13 protein-coding genes and 1 pseudogene are annotated in these 13,197 nt (G+C 69.6%); 7 read left to right on the plus strand and 7 right to left on the minus strand.

Annotated elements, in window-relative coordinates; all coding sequences use genetic code 11:
• Positions 1–8: 8 nt before the first annotated feature.
• The 6 genes from ACK4TH_RS05685 to ACK4TH_RS05710 are packed head-to-tail and all read left to right on the plus strand — an operon-like array spanning position 9 to position 5,260.
• Positions 9–602 carry a DUF3833 domain-containing protein gene (locus ACK4TH_RS05685; RefSeq protein WP_409623734.1) on the plus strand — a complete coding sequence of 198 codons (594 nt, stop codon included), beginning with the start codon at positions 9–11 and terminating at the stop codon, positions 600–602.
• Entirely contained in the window at positions 599–1,369 is a 771-nt protein-coding gene (locus ACK4TH_RS05690) for an SDR family NAD(P)-dependent oxidoreductase (protein WP_409623736.1), read from the plus strand. The genes ACK4TH_RS05685 and ACK4TH_RS05690 overlap by 4 nt, the downstream gene beginning before the upstream one ends.
• Positions 1,370–1,372: 3 nt before the next feature.
• On the plus strand, positions 1,373–1,849 hold the full coding sequence (locus ACK4TH_RS05695) for a nuclear transport factor 2 family protein (RefSeq protein WP_409623738.1): 477 nt from the start codon (positions 1,373–1,375) through the stop codon (positions 1,847–1,849).
• A 17-nt stretch (positions 1,850–1,866) separates the two neighbouring features.
• Positions 1,867–3,528 carry a deoxyribodipyrimidine photo-lyase/cryptochrome family protein gene (locus ACK4TH_RS05700; RefSeq protein WP_409623740.1) on the plus strand — a complete coding sequence of 554 codons (1,662 nt, stop codon included), beginning with the start codon at positions 1,867–1,869 and terminating at the stop codon, positions 3,526–3,528.
• Between the two features lie 2 nt (positions 3,529–3,530).
• Positions 3,531–3,710, plus strand: coding sequence for a DUF2256 domain-containing protein (locus tag ACK4TH_RS05705; RefSeq protein WP_409623742.1), 180 nt, complete (start codon positions 3,531–3,533; stop codon positions 3,708–3,710).
• Positions 3,707–5,260 carry a cryptochrome/photolyase family protein gene (locus ACK4TH_RS05710; protein ID WP_409623744.1) on the plus strand — a complete coding sequence of 518 codons (1,554 nt, stop codon included), beginning with the start codon at positions 3,707–3,709 and terminating at the stop codon, positions 5,258–5,260. Before ACK4TH_RS05705 ends, ACK4TH_RS05710 begins: the two co-directional genes overlap by 4 nt.
• A gap of 17 nt (positions 5,261–5,277) precedes the next feature.
• Here ACK4TH_RS05710 and ACK4TH_RS05715 read toward each other — a convergent pair whose 3' ends face one another.
• The 3 genes from ACK4TH_RS05715 to ACK4TH_RS05725 are packed head-to-tail and all read right to left on the minus strand — an operon-like array spanning position 5,278 to position 7,410.
• Positions 5,278–6,069: a TIGR00266 family protein gene (locus ACK4TH_RS05715; RefSeq protein WP_409623746.1), complete on the minus strand. Its 792-nt coding sequence runs from the start codon at positions 6,067–6,069 to the stop codon at positions 5,278–5,280.
• 37 nt (positions 6,070–6,106) lie between these two features.
• Positions 6,107–7,210 carry a hypothetical protein gene (locus ACK4TH_RS05720; RefSeq protein WP_409623748.1) on the minus strand — a complete coding sequence of 368 codons (1,104 nt, stop codon included), beginning with the start codon at positions 7,208–7,210 and terminating at the stop codon, positions 6,107–6,109.
• A complete protein-coding gene (locus tag ACK4TH_RS05725; RefSeq protein WP_409623750.1) occupies positions 7,207–7,410 on the minus strand; it encodes a hypothetical protein in 204 nt (67 codons plus the stop codon). The genes ACK4TH_RS05720 and ACK4TH_RS05725 overlap by 4 nt, the downstream gene beginning before the upstream one ends.
• 46 nt (positions 7,411–7,456) lie before the next feature.
• On the opposite strand from ACK4TH_RS05725, the pseudogene ACK4TH_RS05730 reads away from it, so the two are divergent.
• Positions 7,457–8,141 (plus strand): annotated as a pseudogene (locus tag ACK4TH_RS05730) (histone deacetylase family protein); the annotation flags it as partial.
• A gap of 11 nt (positions 8,142–8,152) precedes the next feature.
• Here the strand turns inward: ACK4TH_RS05730 and ACK4TH_RS05735 are convergent.
• Genes ACK4TH_RS05735 through ACK4TH_RS05750 form a run of 4 tightly spaced genes read right to left on the minus strand, consistent with a single transcriptional unit; the run spans position 8,153 to position 13,158 of the window.
• Positions 8,153–10,510: a nitric oxide reductase activation protein NorD gene (locus ACK4TH_RS05735; protein ID WP_409623752.1), complete on the minus strand. Its 2,358-nt coding sequence runs from the start codon at positions 10,508–10,510 to the stop codon at positions 8,153–8,155.
• Between the two features lie 6 nt (positions 10,511–10,516).
• The gene (locus ACK4TH_RS05740) at positions 10,517–11,323 is read right to left on the minus strand and encodes a CbbQ/NirQ/NorQ/GpvN family protein (protein ID WP_409623754.1); all 807 of its coding nucleotides are present in this window, start codon (positions 11,321–11,323) and stop codon (positions 10,517–10,519) included.
• 12 nt (positions 11,324–11,335) lie between these two features.
• On the minus strand, positions 11,336–11,692 hold the full coding sequence (locus ACK4TH_RS05745) for a ribulose bisphosphate carboxylase small subunit (RefSeq protein ID WP_409623755.1): 357 nt from the start codon (positions 11,690–11,692) through the stop codon (positions 11,336–11,338).
• Positions 11,693–11,736: 44 nt separating this feature from the next.
• The gene (locus ACK4TH_RS05750; RefSeq protein WP_409623757.1) at positions 11,737–13,158 is read right to left on the minus strand and encodes a form I ribulose bisphosphate carboxylase large subunit; all 1,422 of its coding nucleotides are present in this window, start codon (positions 13,156–13,158) and stop codon (positions 11,737–11,739) included.
• Positions 13,159–13,197: the final 39 nt, after the last annotated feature.

Here is a 13,197-nt window from a genome sequence, read left to right on the forward strand (position 1 = left end):
AGTCCGTTATGCGCTCGTTCCCCCTCCCTCGCTTCTCGCAGTGCGTCACACCGTGGGTTTTGCGGTCGCGCCTGCGCTCTGGGCTGCTGGCCACGGGCGCCGCGCTGCTGCTCGGCGGCTGTGCGTCGCAACAGATCGAGTCCTACGCCGCCGAGCGGCCGGCACTGGACCTCAAAACGTACTTCGACGGGCGCTTGGTGGCACACGGTATGTTCCAGGATCGCAGCGGCCAGGTGGTGCGGCGCTTCGTGGTGGAGATGACCGGCACCTGGCAAGGCAACCACGGCATGCTGGATGAGCGTTTCACCTACAGCGACGGCAAGACCGAGCGGCGCGTCTGGCGCCTCATCGACGACGGCAACGGCCACTACCGCGGCACGGCCGACGACGTGGTGGGCGAAGCCAGCGGGCAAGTGCGCGGCAATGCCTTCAACTGGCGCTACACCCTGCGCCTGCCCGTCGATGGCCAGGTGTACGAGGTTCAGTTCGACGACTGGATGTACCGCATCGACGAGCGCGTCGTGCTCAACCGGGCCGAAATGCGCAAGTTCGGCATCCGGCTGGGCGAAGTGACGCTGGCCTTCACCCGGTTGACGCCATGAGCCTGAATCCGCCCCTGCGCGATTGGGCCGGCCGGCGCGTGTGGATCGTCGGTGCGTCCTCCGGCATCGGCCGGGCCGTGGCCGAGGCCCTGCACGCCCGCGGGGCGAGGGTCCTGGTCTCCGCGCGGCAAGCGGATGCCCTGCAGGCTTTCGCCGATGCGGCGCCGGGCCGGTACGCGCTGCCGCTGGACGTGACCGACCGTGCAGCGGTGGAGCAGGTCGCGGCGCACGCGTTCGCCGATGGGCCGCTCGATCTGGTGCTGTACTGCGCCGGGTACTATCGGCCGCAGCGGGCCACTGCCATCGACACCGACGAGCTGCTGCGCCACCAACGCGTCAATGTGGACGGCGCGCTGCACTGGGTGGGCGCCTGCGTGCCGCACCTGCTGGCGCAGGGCAGCGGCCACCTCAGCCTGGTGGGCAGCGTGGCCGGCTACCGGGGCCTGCCGCAGGCCCTGGCCTATGGACCCACCAAGGCCGCGCTGGCCCATTTGGCCGACGGGCTGTTTCTGGATCTGCGCCCGCGCGGCATCGGCGTCAGCCTGATCAGCCCCGGCTTCGTGGCGACGCCGCTGACGGCGCAAAACACCTTTCGCATGCCCGCCCTCATCACGCCGGAACAGGCAGCCGACGCCATCCTGCGCGGCTGGGCACGCGGGGCGTTCGAGATCCACTTCCCCCGGCGCTTCACGCTCTGGCTGCACGCCCTGCGCTGTCTGCCCGATCGCTGGTACTTCGCCCTCGTCCACCGCGCCACCGGCCTCTGACCCATGGATAGCACTCCCCACCCCCCCGCAACCGCATCGGCACGCGGCGACGACACCGAGCCGCTGGCGCGCGTCGAGCATTTTTTTCAGACGCTGACGCCGGCCTCGCTGTCGGGGTTGGACCGCGTGTATACCGAAGACGCCTGGTTCAAAGACCCGTTTCACGAGGTGCGGGGCGTACCGGCCATCCGCGGGATCTTCGAGCACATGTACCGGCGGCTCGACGCGCCCCGCTTCGTCGTGCGCGACCGTCTCGGAGACGCGCGGCAGGGGTTTCTCACCTGGGACTTCGTGTTTCGCTTCCACGGCGAGTCGGTCGAGCGCTGCATCCGCGGCAGCACGCATCTGCGCTTCGCGCCGGACGGGCGCGTGCACGAGCACCGCGACTACTGGGACGCGGCGCAGGAGCTGTACGAACAACTGCCTGTGCTGGGTGCGCTGATGCGCTGGCTGCGCCGGCGCGCCGGCACAGCGCACTGAGCTCGACATTCGACCCCATGGCGGTACAGATCGTCTGGTTCAAACGCGACCTGCGTGTGCACGACCACGCCCCGCTGGCGGCCGCGGCGCATGCCGGCCCGGTGCTGCCCCTCTACATCGTCGAGCCCAGCCTGTGGCAGCAGCCCGACAGCGCGGCCCAGCATTGGGGCTTCATCCGCGAGAGCCTGATGGAGCTGGACGCCGCGCTGCGCGCCACCGGCCTGCCGCACGCGCGGCTGCACGTGGCGGTGGGCGAGGCCGTGCCGGTGTTGGAGGCGCTGCACCGGCAAATCGGCATCGGTGCGCTGCACGCGCACGAGGAAACCGGCAATGCCCACACCTTTGCGCGCGACGAGGCGGTGCGGCGCTGGGCGCGCAGCCACGGCATCGCCATGCACGAGGCGCGGCAGTTCGCCGTCATCCGCGGCCTGCGCCAGCGCGAGCGCTGGCTGGCCCACCGCGAGCGGCTGATGGCCGAACCGACGGCACCCTGGCCGCCGCCGCGGCTGACCTTCGCCCGCTGGGTTGCAGCCGACCACACAGAGGCCGAGTCGGGCCACGGCCTAGCCCCCCTGGCATGGCACTGGCACGCGGGTCGTTGGCTGCCCGGCCCGTGGCCCGACGCCAACGCGCTGGGGTTGGACCCGTGGGAGCCCCCGCACCGCCAGCGCGGAGGGCGCCGCGCGGGCGAATCGACCCTGACCGATTTTCTGGGCGGGCGGGCAGCGCACTACCGGGGCGGCATCTCGTCGCCCCTGTCCGCGCCGCAGGCCTGTTCGCGGCTGTCGCCCTATCTGGCCTATGGCGTGCTCGGTCTGCGCGAGGTGGTCCAGGCCACGCGCGCCCGGCGTGCAGAGGCCGCAGCGATGGGGGCTGCCACCGGGGCCGCCTTGGAGCGCCGCCTCGCCGCGGGACTGCGCGCCTTCGAAAGCCGACTGTACTGGCATTGCCACTTCATCCAGAAGCTGGAAAGCGAACCGGCCCTGGAAGGGCACAACCTGCACCGGGGTTACGACGGCCTGCGCGAGAACGACTGGAACCCCGCGCACTTCGAGGCGCTGCGGCAAGGCCGCACCGGCTGGCCGCTGGTGGACGCCTGCATCGCCTCGTTGCGCGACACCGGCTGGCTCAACTTCCGCATGCGGGCGATGCTGGTCTCGGTCGCGGCCTACCCGTTGTGGCTGCACTGGCGCGAGGTGGGTCACTGGCTGGCCCGGCTCTTTCTGGACTACGAGCCGGGCATCCACTGGCCGCAGATGCAAATGCAGTCGGGCACCACGGGCATCAACGCCACGCGGGTCTACAACCCCATCAAGCAGGCCCTGGACCACGATCCGCACGGGGTGTTCGTGCGGCGCTGGCTGCCGGCGCTGCGGCGCGTACCGGACGCGTGGCTGTTCGAGCCCTGGCGCATGCCCCCCGAGCTGCAGCGGCGCTGCGGCGTGACCGTGGGGGTGGACCTTCCGACGCCGCTGGTGGACCTGGAGCGTGCGTTGCGCAGTGCCAAGGCACGGCTGCACGAGCGGCGCGCGCAACCCGCCGTGCGTGCCCAGGCGAACGCCGTGGTGCAGCGCCACGGCTCGCGGCGCGGTATGCCCGCCGGCCGCGACGAGCACGGGCGAGAACCGTCCCCCCGCCGGCACGCCACTGCACCGGCCGCCCAACTCAGCCTCTGGTGACCATGCACCGCAAACCCCATCTGCCCACCAAACTCTGCGCCGTCTGCGGCTTGCCCTTCGCCTGGCGCCGCAAATGGGCGCGCGACTGGGACCAGGTGCGCTACTGCTCCGAGCGGTGCCGCCGCCAGCGCGCCAGCACCGACGGCCCTGACGCACCGACCACCACACGGCCGCGCCGATGACCGCCACCCCCGACACGACGGCCGGGCCGACACTGCGCCTGATCCTGGGCGACCAGCTCGATCCGCAGCACCCCTGGTTCGCCCAGCAGCGGCCGGACGTGGTGTATGTGCTGATGGAAATGCGGCAGGAGACGGACTACGTCCTGCACCACGCCCAGAAAGTGCTGGCGGTCCTGGCCGCGATGCGCGCCTTTGGCCAGCACCTGCGCGTGGCCGAACACCGCGTGCGGTACGTCGCCATCGATGACCCCAGCAATCGCCAGCAGCTCACCGCCAACCTGGACGCGCTCGTCGCGCACTACCGCGCCGCGGCCGTGGAGTACCAGTGGCCCGACGAGTGGCGGCTGGACGCGCAACTGCATGCCTGGGCCGCGCAGGCGCCGGTGCCCGTGCGTGCCATCGACAGCGCGCACTTTTACACCCCGCGCGACGGGGTGGCACGGGCGCTGGCCGGTCACCGGCAGTGGGTCATGGAGCACTTTTATCGCCAGCAACGCCGCCGACACCGGGTGCTGATGGACGGAGACCAACCCGCGGGCGGGCGCTGGAACTTCGATGCCGACAACCGCCAGCCCTGGCGCGGCGACCCGCCACCCCCGCCGGACACGCGCCCCCGCCACGACCACCGCGCGCTGTGGCACACCCTGGTGGCGGCGGGCGTGCGCACCGTCGGCGATCCGCAGGCCGACGCCCTGCCCTGGCCCCTCGACCGGGCCGAGGCCCTGTCGCAACTGGACGCGTTCATCACCCACGCCCTGCCGCACTTCGGGCGCTTTCAGGACGCGCTGTCGTCCCGACACGCCCGCCTGTTCCACTCGCTGCTGTCCTTCGCCCTCAACGTCAAGATGCTGCGCCCACACGAGGTGGTCGCGCGCGCCGAAGCCGCTTGGCGCGACGGGCATGCACCACTGCCCGCGGTCGAAGGCTTCGTGCGCCAGATCCTGGGCTGGCGCGAGTATGTGCGGGGCGTCTATTGGGCCCATATGCCGGACTACACCCGCCGCAACGCGCTGGGGCACGCCCGCCCGCTACCCGCCTGGTACTGGAGCGGCGATACCCGAATGGCCTGCCTGCGCTCGGCCCTGCGCCAGACGCTGGACGGTGCGTATGCGCACCATATTCAGCGCCTGATGGTCACGGGCAACTTCGCCTTGCTGGCCGGCTGCGATCCGCAGGAGGTGCACCGCTGGTACCTGGGCGTCTACATCGACGCCTTCGAATGGGTGGAAGCCCCCAACACCCTGGGCATGAGCCAATGGGCCGACGGCGGGCTGATGGCCACCAAACCCTACGTCAGCAGTGCCGCCTACCTGCAACGCATGGGTGACCATTGCAACGACTGCGCCTACGACCCCAAACAGCGCGTGGGCGAGCGGGCCTGCCCCTTCAACGCGCTGTACTGGGACTTTCTGGCGCGCCACCGCGAGCAGCTGGCCACCCAGCCGCGCATGGCCGTGATCGTGCGGCAACTGGACCGCATGGCCGCCGCCGATCTGCAGGCCCTGCGGACCCAGGCGGCGGCAACCCTGGAGCGGATCGACCGGCTGTGATCGCGGCATGTTCGCCGTCAGTCCCGCCCGCCAAACAGCGTGCCCAGCGGGCCGCCCTCCTCGCCCCCACTGCCGCCGCCCCGGCTGGCCGGCGCGGCGGCAAACACCCGTGATGCCAACCGTGCGAACGGCAGCGACTGCAGCCAGACGGTGCCCGGCCCGCGCAGCACCGCGAAGAACAACCCCTCGCCGCCAAACAGCGCGGTCTTGATGCCGCCGACGAACTCGATGTCGAAATCCACGTCGGGGGTGTAGGCCACCACGCAGCCCGTATCCACCCGCAGCAGCTCGCCCGCGGCCAGCGTGCGCTGGAGCACCGTGCCGCCGCAATGGCAGAAGGCCAGCCCATCCCCGTCGAGCTTTTGCATGATGAAGCCTTCCCCACCGAAAAAACCCGTGCCCAGTCGGCGCTGAAAGGCAATGCCCAGCGACACACCGCGCGCGGCGCACAAAAAGGCGTCCTTCTGGCAAATGATCGTGCCGCCGTACTGTTTGAGGTCGAAGGGAATGATCTTGCCGGTGTAGGGCGCGGCGAATGCAACCCTGCGCTTGCCGCTGCCCCTGTTGATGCAGACGGTTGTGAACAAAGACTCGCCCGTGATGAGCCGCTTGCCGGCCCCGAGCAGCTTGCCTAACAGCCCACCCTGCGCCGCGCTGCCGTCGCCAAACACGGTCTCCATCTGGATACCGTCTTCCATGTACATCAGGCTGCCGGCTTCGCCGATCGCCGCCTCGCCGGGGTCCAGCTCCAGCTCCACCAACTGCATGTCGTCGCCGTGCAGGCGGTAGTCGATCACGTCCATGGCCATGGTTCTCGTCCTTCCATCGATGATCAAAATGCTTGATTCAAGGCGCCGACTGGCCGGGGGCCAGCCCCCCTTCGACCGCCAGCGAAAACCGGAGTTGCTCGATCGGCGGGCAACCGTCCCCATCCGGCCGCGCCAAACGCACCGATTCGATCTGCAACCGACCGCGGCCATCACTGGCGATGCGCTCGGTGGACGGCGGCTCGCGCATGTCCGCCACCGCCGGCGAAAAGATGAACACCCGTGGGTTGTCCGGCCCGGCCTCGGCCTGATAGGGGCGACTCTTGCAGCGTCGCGGATTCTTCATGAAGTGCCAGCCTTCGATCTCGCGCGGATTGGGCTGAAAATGCAACGGCGGGGTCAGCCGTGCCAGGTTGCCGGCCTCGGGCCGGCGCGGATCGGCCACCATGATCTCCCAGCCCCAGGCGCGCGGCTCGAGCACCACGTCCAAACCATCGGGCAGGCGCTGCTGCCAGCGCTCACCGGACTGCAGCGTTGCACGCCAGCGCACCACGTAGCGTGCCGCGTCCGCCGAGGGATCGCGCAGCTCATCCACTATGCAGCGGCAAAGCCCTTGGCGAACGCCAAGCTGGGGACAAGCCTCGAGCGCCCGCTGGCGGGCAGCGTGGGCCTGACGCTGCAGATCGGGGCGCAAGGCCGGATCGAGATCCGGCGCTGCTAGCGCGGCGAGCAGACGATGGGTTTGCAGCAGGTGCAGGAACGGCGCCAGGGCGCTATCGGACCGCTCGTTCAGCCACGCCTGCACGTAGCGCGCCTCCGTGAGCGGCACCTCGGCCTGCCCTTCCCCTTCGATGTGAAGCGGAAACGCTGCGGCGAACGCATGGGCCTGCGCATGCACCCGCGCACCGAGCAGCCATTCGATCTGTGCGACCAGTTGTGCGCGGCGCGCCGGCAGTGCCCGCTCGGGGCCGGCGGCGGACGGGTCGCGCCACAAGGGCGAGGTGGCCGGCAGCGTGGTCAGATAGTCGCGCACGCAGGCAGACTGCGCAGCCAGCGGTTTCAGGTCGCTGGCGGGGCGCGTCGCACGCAGCACGAAATCGGCCAATCCGCCCGGAGGCTCTGCATGCACCAAGCCCGCCGCCAGCAGCAGCGCAAGCCATGCCCGCTCGATGCGCTTCATCACGGCGAGGGTGAAGAAGTTGGCGAAGGCGACATCTGGCCATCGGCCCAACGGCGCGGGCCGAGGCTGAAGATCGGCAGCACGAGCGGCAACATCCAGGCCAACATCCACGGCGAAAACTGATCGCCCGGCAGCAGATCGCCAGCCAAACCGCGCCATGCCCAGAACACGGCCAGCAGCTCTAGCAGCAAGGGGGCCATCATCAGCCGCCAGTAACGGGTTTGCGGATGGCGCCAAGGGGCGCCGCGCAACATTCTGGCCCATGTCTGGGACGAGTGGGTGGCCCTGGACCCAAGCAATGCCCAGCGCGACGCGCTGCCCTCCGTGTGGCCGCTGGGCAACCCCGATGCCTTGCGGCGTGACCGCCCGCCCGGCCATCACGCCGGCCTGGACTTTTTTGGTGGGTACTGCTTTCTCAACAACGCCGCCATCGCCGCACAGGCGCTGCGGGACGAGGGGCACGCGCGCGTGGCCGTGCTGGATATCGACTACCACCACGGCAACGGCGCGCAAACCCTGTTTTACGAGCGCGCCGACGTGCTCACCGTGTCGCTGCATGGCGCCCCCAGACCGAGTACCCTTTCTTCCTGGGGCATGCCGACGAGCGGGGTGCCGGCCCCGGCAAGGGCCACAACCTCAACCTGCCGCTGCCGCACGGCACCGGCTTTCCTGCGTGGCGAGCGGCGCTGGAGCGCGCCATTCGCGCCGTGGCGGACTTTCGCGCCGACGCCCTGGTGTGCCCATGGGCATGGACACGTTCGAGGGCGATCCGATCTCCGGCTTTCTGCTGCGCAGCGCCGACTACACGACCGTCGGCCGCCTGCTGGCCGAGCTGGGCTTGCCGACGGTCTTTGCCTTCGAAGGCGGCTACGCGGTGGCCGAGGTGGGCATCAACGCCGTCAACCTGCTCAAGGGCTTTTGGCAGGCTGCCTGAGCCCCGCCCCATCAGCGCGTCAGCGCGGCATAGAGCATCGGCAGCGTCTCCGGCAGGCGTTCGACCCGATCGATCACGCGGTAGTGTCGCCCCCCGAAAATGCGGCTCACATAGTCGTCGGCGCGCGGGTCCAGGCTGAGACAAAAGGTCTGCACCCCCTGCCGCGCCGCCGCTTCGACGGCTTTGCGCGCGTCCTGCCGCAAATACGAGGGATCGCGCACGTCCACGTCGGCGGGCTCGCCGTCGGTCACCACCAGCAGCAGCCGTCGGCGCTCGGGGCGGCAGGCCAGGGCCGCCGTGGCGTGCCGGATCGCCGCACCCATGCGGGTGGACAGTTGGCCTTGCATGCCGGCCAGACGTGCCTTGGCCAAATCGTCGTAGGGCTGCTCGAAGTCTTTGAAGCGCCAGTAGTGCACATCGTGCCGGCCATCGGAGCAAAAGCCGTGGATGGCAAAGGGATCGCCCACCTTCTGGATGGCGTCGGCCAGCAAGGCACAGGCCGCGCGCGTGAGCTCCAGCACCGTCTGGGTCTGCCCCGCCACCGGGTCGTTGGTGGACTGGGACAGATCCAGCAGCACCAGCACGGCCAGGTCGCGCGTCTTGCGCACGTGGCGCATCATGATCCGGGGATCGGGCATGCGCCCCAGCCGCAGATCGGTCAGCGACAACAGGGCCGCGTCCAGATCGATGTCGTCGCCATCCTCCAGGGGGCGGATGCGCTGCACGCCCTGCGGCTGGATGGCCTCCAGGATCCGCTTCATGCGCGCGATCAGGCGCCGGTGTTCGAGCAGAATGCCGTCGATCACGGCCGGATCCCCGGTCGCTGCGCGGCGCTCCTGCAGCGTGACCCAGGCTGGGCGTTCGAGCTGAATCTGGTGGTCCCACTCGCCGTAGTGCACGGGCGGCAGCACGGGTTCGCGGCCTTCGCTATCGTTGTAGGACACGCCCAGGTCTTCGTAGGGGAACAGCTCCGTGCCCAGCACCCAGACCTCCTGCGCGTCATCGCCGGCGGTTTCCACGTCCAGCTCGTTGACGAAGGCCATCACCGACACATGCTTGCGCACCTGCCGCGGGGCGCCGCCGGCCATGGTGGCGGCCTGCTCGGCGTCCCACCCCGCAAAGGCCCAGAAGTCGCGGTTGTCGTCGCGGTACACGACGGCCGGCTCGTCCGCCCGCGGGCGGAACTCGGGCCCCTGGGCCAGCGCGCGGTAGTCGTGCGCCAACGCCACACCGATGTTCCACGACACGGTGTTGTCGTACGGCTGGGCCAGGATGCGCGGCTGCGCGTCGGCCCACAGCGCCCGCCCCAGCGCAATCCAGGGGTGGTCGTCTGCATGGTCGGGGTCGATCAGCGCGCGCGCCAGTCGGTCCAACCAATCCCTCGCGGTCGGCTCGGCCGTGGGCGTCGCGGTGTGCAGCCGCGCCCACAGCGGCCGCAGACCGGGAAAGCGCGCCAGGGCCAGGGTTTCGACGCGCGCATCCTCCACCACGCCGATCAGGGCCATTTGCCACGGTGTCAGCCCCTCGGCCGAGATGGGCTGGCGGGTGAACACCAGATGCGCAGCGGCGTGCGCGGCGGCCGCGCGGTACAGCTCCGCCGCCGCCACCGTGCCGGCGGGCCCCTCGACCGCGTCGTAGGCGTCGGGCAGGTGGATGATGCCGTCCTCGATGAAAGGGCGAGCACCTTCGCGCCGCTCGAAATCGGCCGCCGTGGGCCGCAGATAAAAATCACGCCCCCACAGCGCCCGCAGGTACATCTGGATGCGCCGTTGCACGTCCACCAACAGGGTGCCTTTGCGCTCCTGTTGCAGCATGGCCAGCGATTCGCGGGACTGCAGATCGAAGTACGCGGTCAACTCCTCGGGCTGCGTGCGGTGCGCCTGCACGCCCCACTGCGCCCAGCGGCGCAGGCCGCCCAGGCTGAGCTGCCCCAGCAACGTGTCGAGCCGGCCCAGCATGGGCCGCAAACCACGTGGCGCCTGGGCCGCGAGCGTGCTCAGAAACTGCAGGTACTGCAAAAACAGCGCCGCATCGGCCAGCCGGCGCGCCGCGGTGGGCGCGGTCGCCAGCACCCGCTCGATCACCGCGCCCGAGGTTTTGGAGGCCAGCCGCAGCGCGGCGCTGGCCAGCTCGGCCACGGCATCCTCGCCCACCTCCCGCGCCACCTGCGGCGCGGCGTCGATCCAGGCCTCGACCACGGCATCGCCGCGCCCCAAGCCCTGCAGCGCCACCGCGCCCCCCGCATAGCGGTCGAGCCCGCGCGCCGAAAAGACCTTGGTGGCCTCGGTCCAACGCAGCTCGATCCGCTGGCGCAGCCCCGGCGGCAGCGCCGCGGCCTGCTCGCCCAGATCGTGCAAGGGGGCGCTCATGGCCGCTCAAAAAAAGGTCGCCACGGCCGCGTCGAGCGCGTCGCGCATGTCCGGATCGTCCGTGATGGGGCGCACCAGCGCCACGCGACACGCGGCCTGGGGCGACACGCCCTGGGCGATCAGGCTGCCCGCATGGATCAACATGCGTGTGGACAGACCTTCGTCCAGGCCGTGACCCTTGAGGTTGCGCGCGCGCTCGGCGATCGCCACCAGCTTGTCGGCCACCTCTGCGCTCACCCCCGTCTCGTGGGCGACGATCTCCACCTCGACCGCATGCTCCGGGTAGCCGAAGTCCAGCGCCCCGAAGCGCTGTTTGGTCGATTGCTTCAGATCCTTCATCAGGCTTTGGTAGCCCGGGTTGTACGAGATGACGATCTGGAAATCCGGATGCGCCCGCACCAGCTCGCCCTTCTTTTCCAGCGGCAGCACGCGGCGGTTGTCGGTCAGCGGGTGGATGACCACCGTGGTGTCCTGGCGCGCCTCCACCACCTCGTCCAGATAGCAGATGGCGCCGTGCCGCGCGGCCAGGGCCAGCGGCCCGTCTTGCCAGCGGGTGCCGCTTGCCTCGAGCAAAAAGCGGCCCACCAGGTCCGACGCCGTCATGTCCTCGTGGCAGGCCACGGTGATCAGCGGCCGCGACAGCTTCCAGGCCATGTACTCGACGAAGCGGGTCTTGCCGCAGCCGGTCGGGCCCTTGAGCATCATCGGCATGCGCACCGAGTACGCCGCCTCGAACAAAGCCACCTCGTCGGCCACGGGTCGGTAGTACGGCTGGCGCGTGACGCGGTAGCCAGCCAGAACGTCATCGGCCATGGCTCGGCACCCTCACACGGTCTTGCCGCGGAAGATGACCATCGACGCACCCTGCGACTGCTTGAAGTTGTCGTAGCCGATCAGGCGCACATGGTGGTCGGGGTTGGCGCGGTGGCACGCCTCGGCCTCGGCCAGGATGCGGTCGATGTCGGTCTCGCCAAACATCGGCAGCTTCCACATGTACCAGTACGAGTCCATCATGTACTGGGGCTCGGTGTGCTCGATGGCCGGGTTCCAGCCCCGGCTGACGATGTAGGCCACCTGTTTGCGGATCTCCTCCGCGTTCATCGGGGGCAGGTACGAGAAGGTCTCGAACTTGCGGCTGGCCGGGTCGGAGAGCCGGGAGTGGTAATCCATCACGTCGGACATGGCGTTTCCTTTTCGCTGGGTGGGAGGACGGTCGAACGGCGGGGTCACTTGTGGGCGACGTCGAGCTTGTCCACGGTGTCGAACTCGAAGCGGATTTCCTTCCAGGTCTCCATCGCGACGCGCAACTCCGGCGAATGGCGGGCAGCCTCGGTGAGCACGGCTTTGCCTTCCTTCTCGACGGCGATGCCCTCGTTGCGGGCCTTGACGCAGGCCTCCAGCGCCACCCGGTTGGCACAGGCGCCGGCCGCGTTGCCCCAGGGGTGGCCCAGCGTGCCGCCGCCAAACTGCAGCACCGAGTCGTCGCCAAAGATGGACACCAACGCCGGCATGTGCCAGACGTGGATGCCCCCCGAGGCCACCGGCATGACCCCCGGCATGGAGCCGAAGTCCTGATCGAAGAAGATGCCGCGGCTGCGGTCCTCCCGGATGAAGCGCTCGCGCATGATGTCGATCCACCCCAAGGTGGAGGCGCGATCGCCCTCGAGCTTGCCGACCACGGTGCCCGAGTGCAGGTGGTCGCCGCCAGACAGGCGCAAGGCCTTGGCCAGCACGCGGAAATGGATGCCGTGGTGCGGATTGCGGTCGATCACCGCGTGCATGGCGCGGTGGATGTGCAGCAGCACCCCATTGCGGCGGCACCAGTTGGCCAATCCGGTGTTGGCGCAAAAACCGCCGGTCAGAAAGTCGTGCATGATGATCGGCATGCCCAGCGACTTGGCGAACTCGGCGCGCTCGTACATCTCCTCCGGCGTCGGGGCGGTCACGTTCAGGTAGTGGCCCTTGCGCTCGCCGGTCTCGCGCTCGGCCTTGTGGATCGCCTCGGCCACGAACTCGAACCGCTGCCGCCACCGCATGAACGGCTGGCTGTTGACGTTTTCGTCGTCCTTGGTGAAGTCCAGCCCGCCGCGCAGACACTCGTAGACGGCGCGGCCGTAGTTCTTGGCCGACAGGCCCAGCTTGGGCTTGATGGTGCAGCCCAGCAGCGGCCGGCCATATTTGTTCATGATGTCGCGCTCGACCTGGATGCCGTGCGGCGGCCCGCCGCAGGTCTTGACGTAGGCGATGGGAAAGCGCACATCCTCCAGCCGCAGCGCCCGGATCGCCTTGAAGCCGAACACATTGCCGACCAGCGAGGTGAACACGTTGACCACCGACGCCTCTTCGAACAGGTCGATCGGATAGGCCACGAAGGCGTAGAAGCAGGTGTCGTCGCCGGGCACGTCCTCGATGCGATAGGCGCGGCCCTTGTAGTAGTCCAGGTCGGTCAGCAGGTCGGTCCAGACCGTCGTCCAGGTGCCGGTGGACGATTCGGCCGCCACGGCGGCGGCGGCCTCCTCGCGGTCCACCCCGGGCTGGGGCGTGATCTTGAAACAGGCCAGGATATCCGTGTCCTTGACCGTGTAGTGCGGCTCCCAGTAGGTGCTGCGGTACTCCTTGACGCCGGCGTTATAGGTTTTCGCGGCCATGCTGACTCCTCGGGCTGGTGGTTCGGTCGTCCCGCGACG

Origin of the sequence: Tepidimonas sp., from assembly GCF_046292505.1 — a bacterium.
Classification (GTDB): Bacteria; Pseudomonadota; Gammaproteobacteria; order Burkholderiales; family Burkholderiaceae_C; genus Tepidimonas.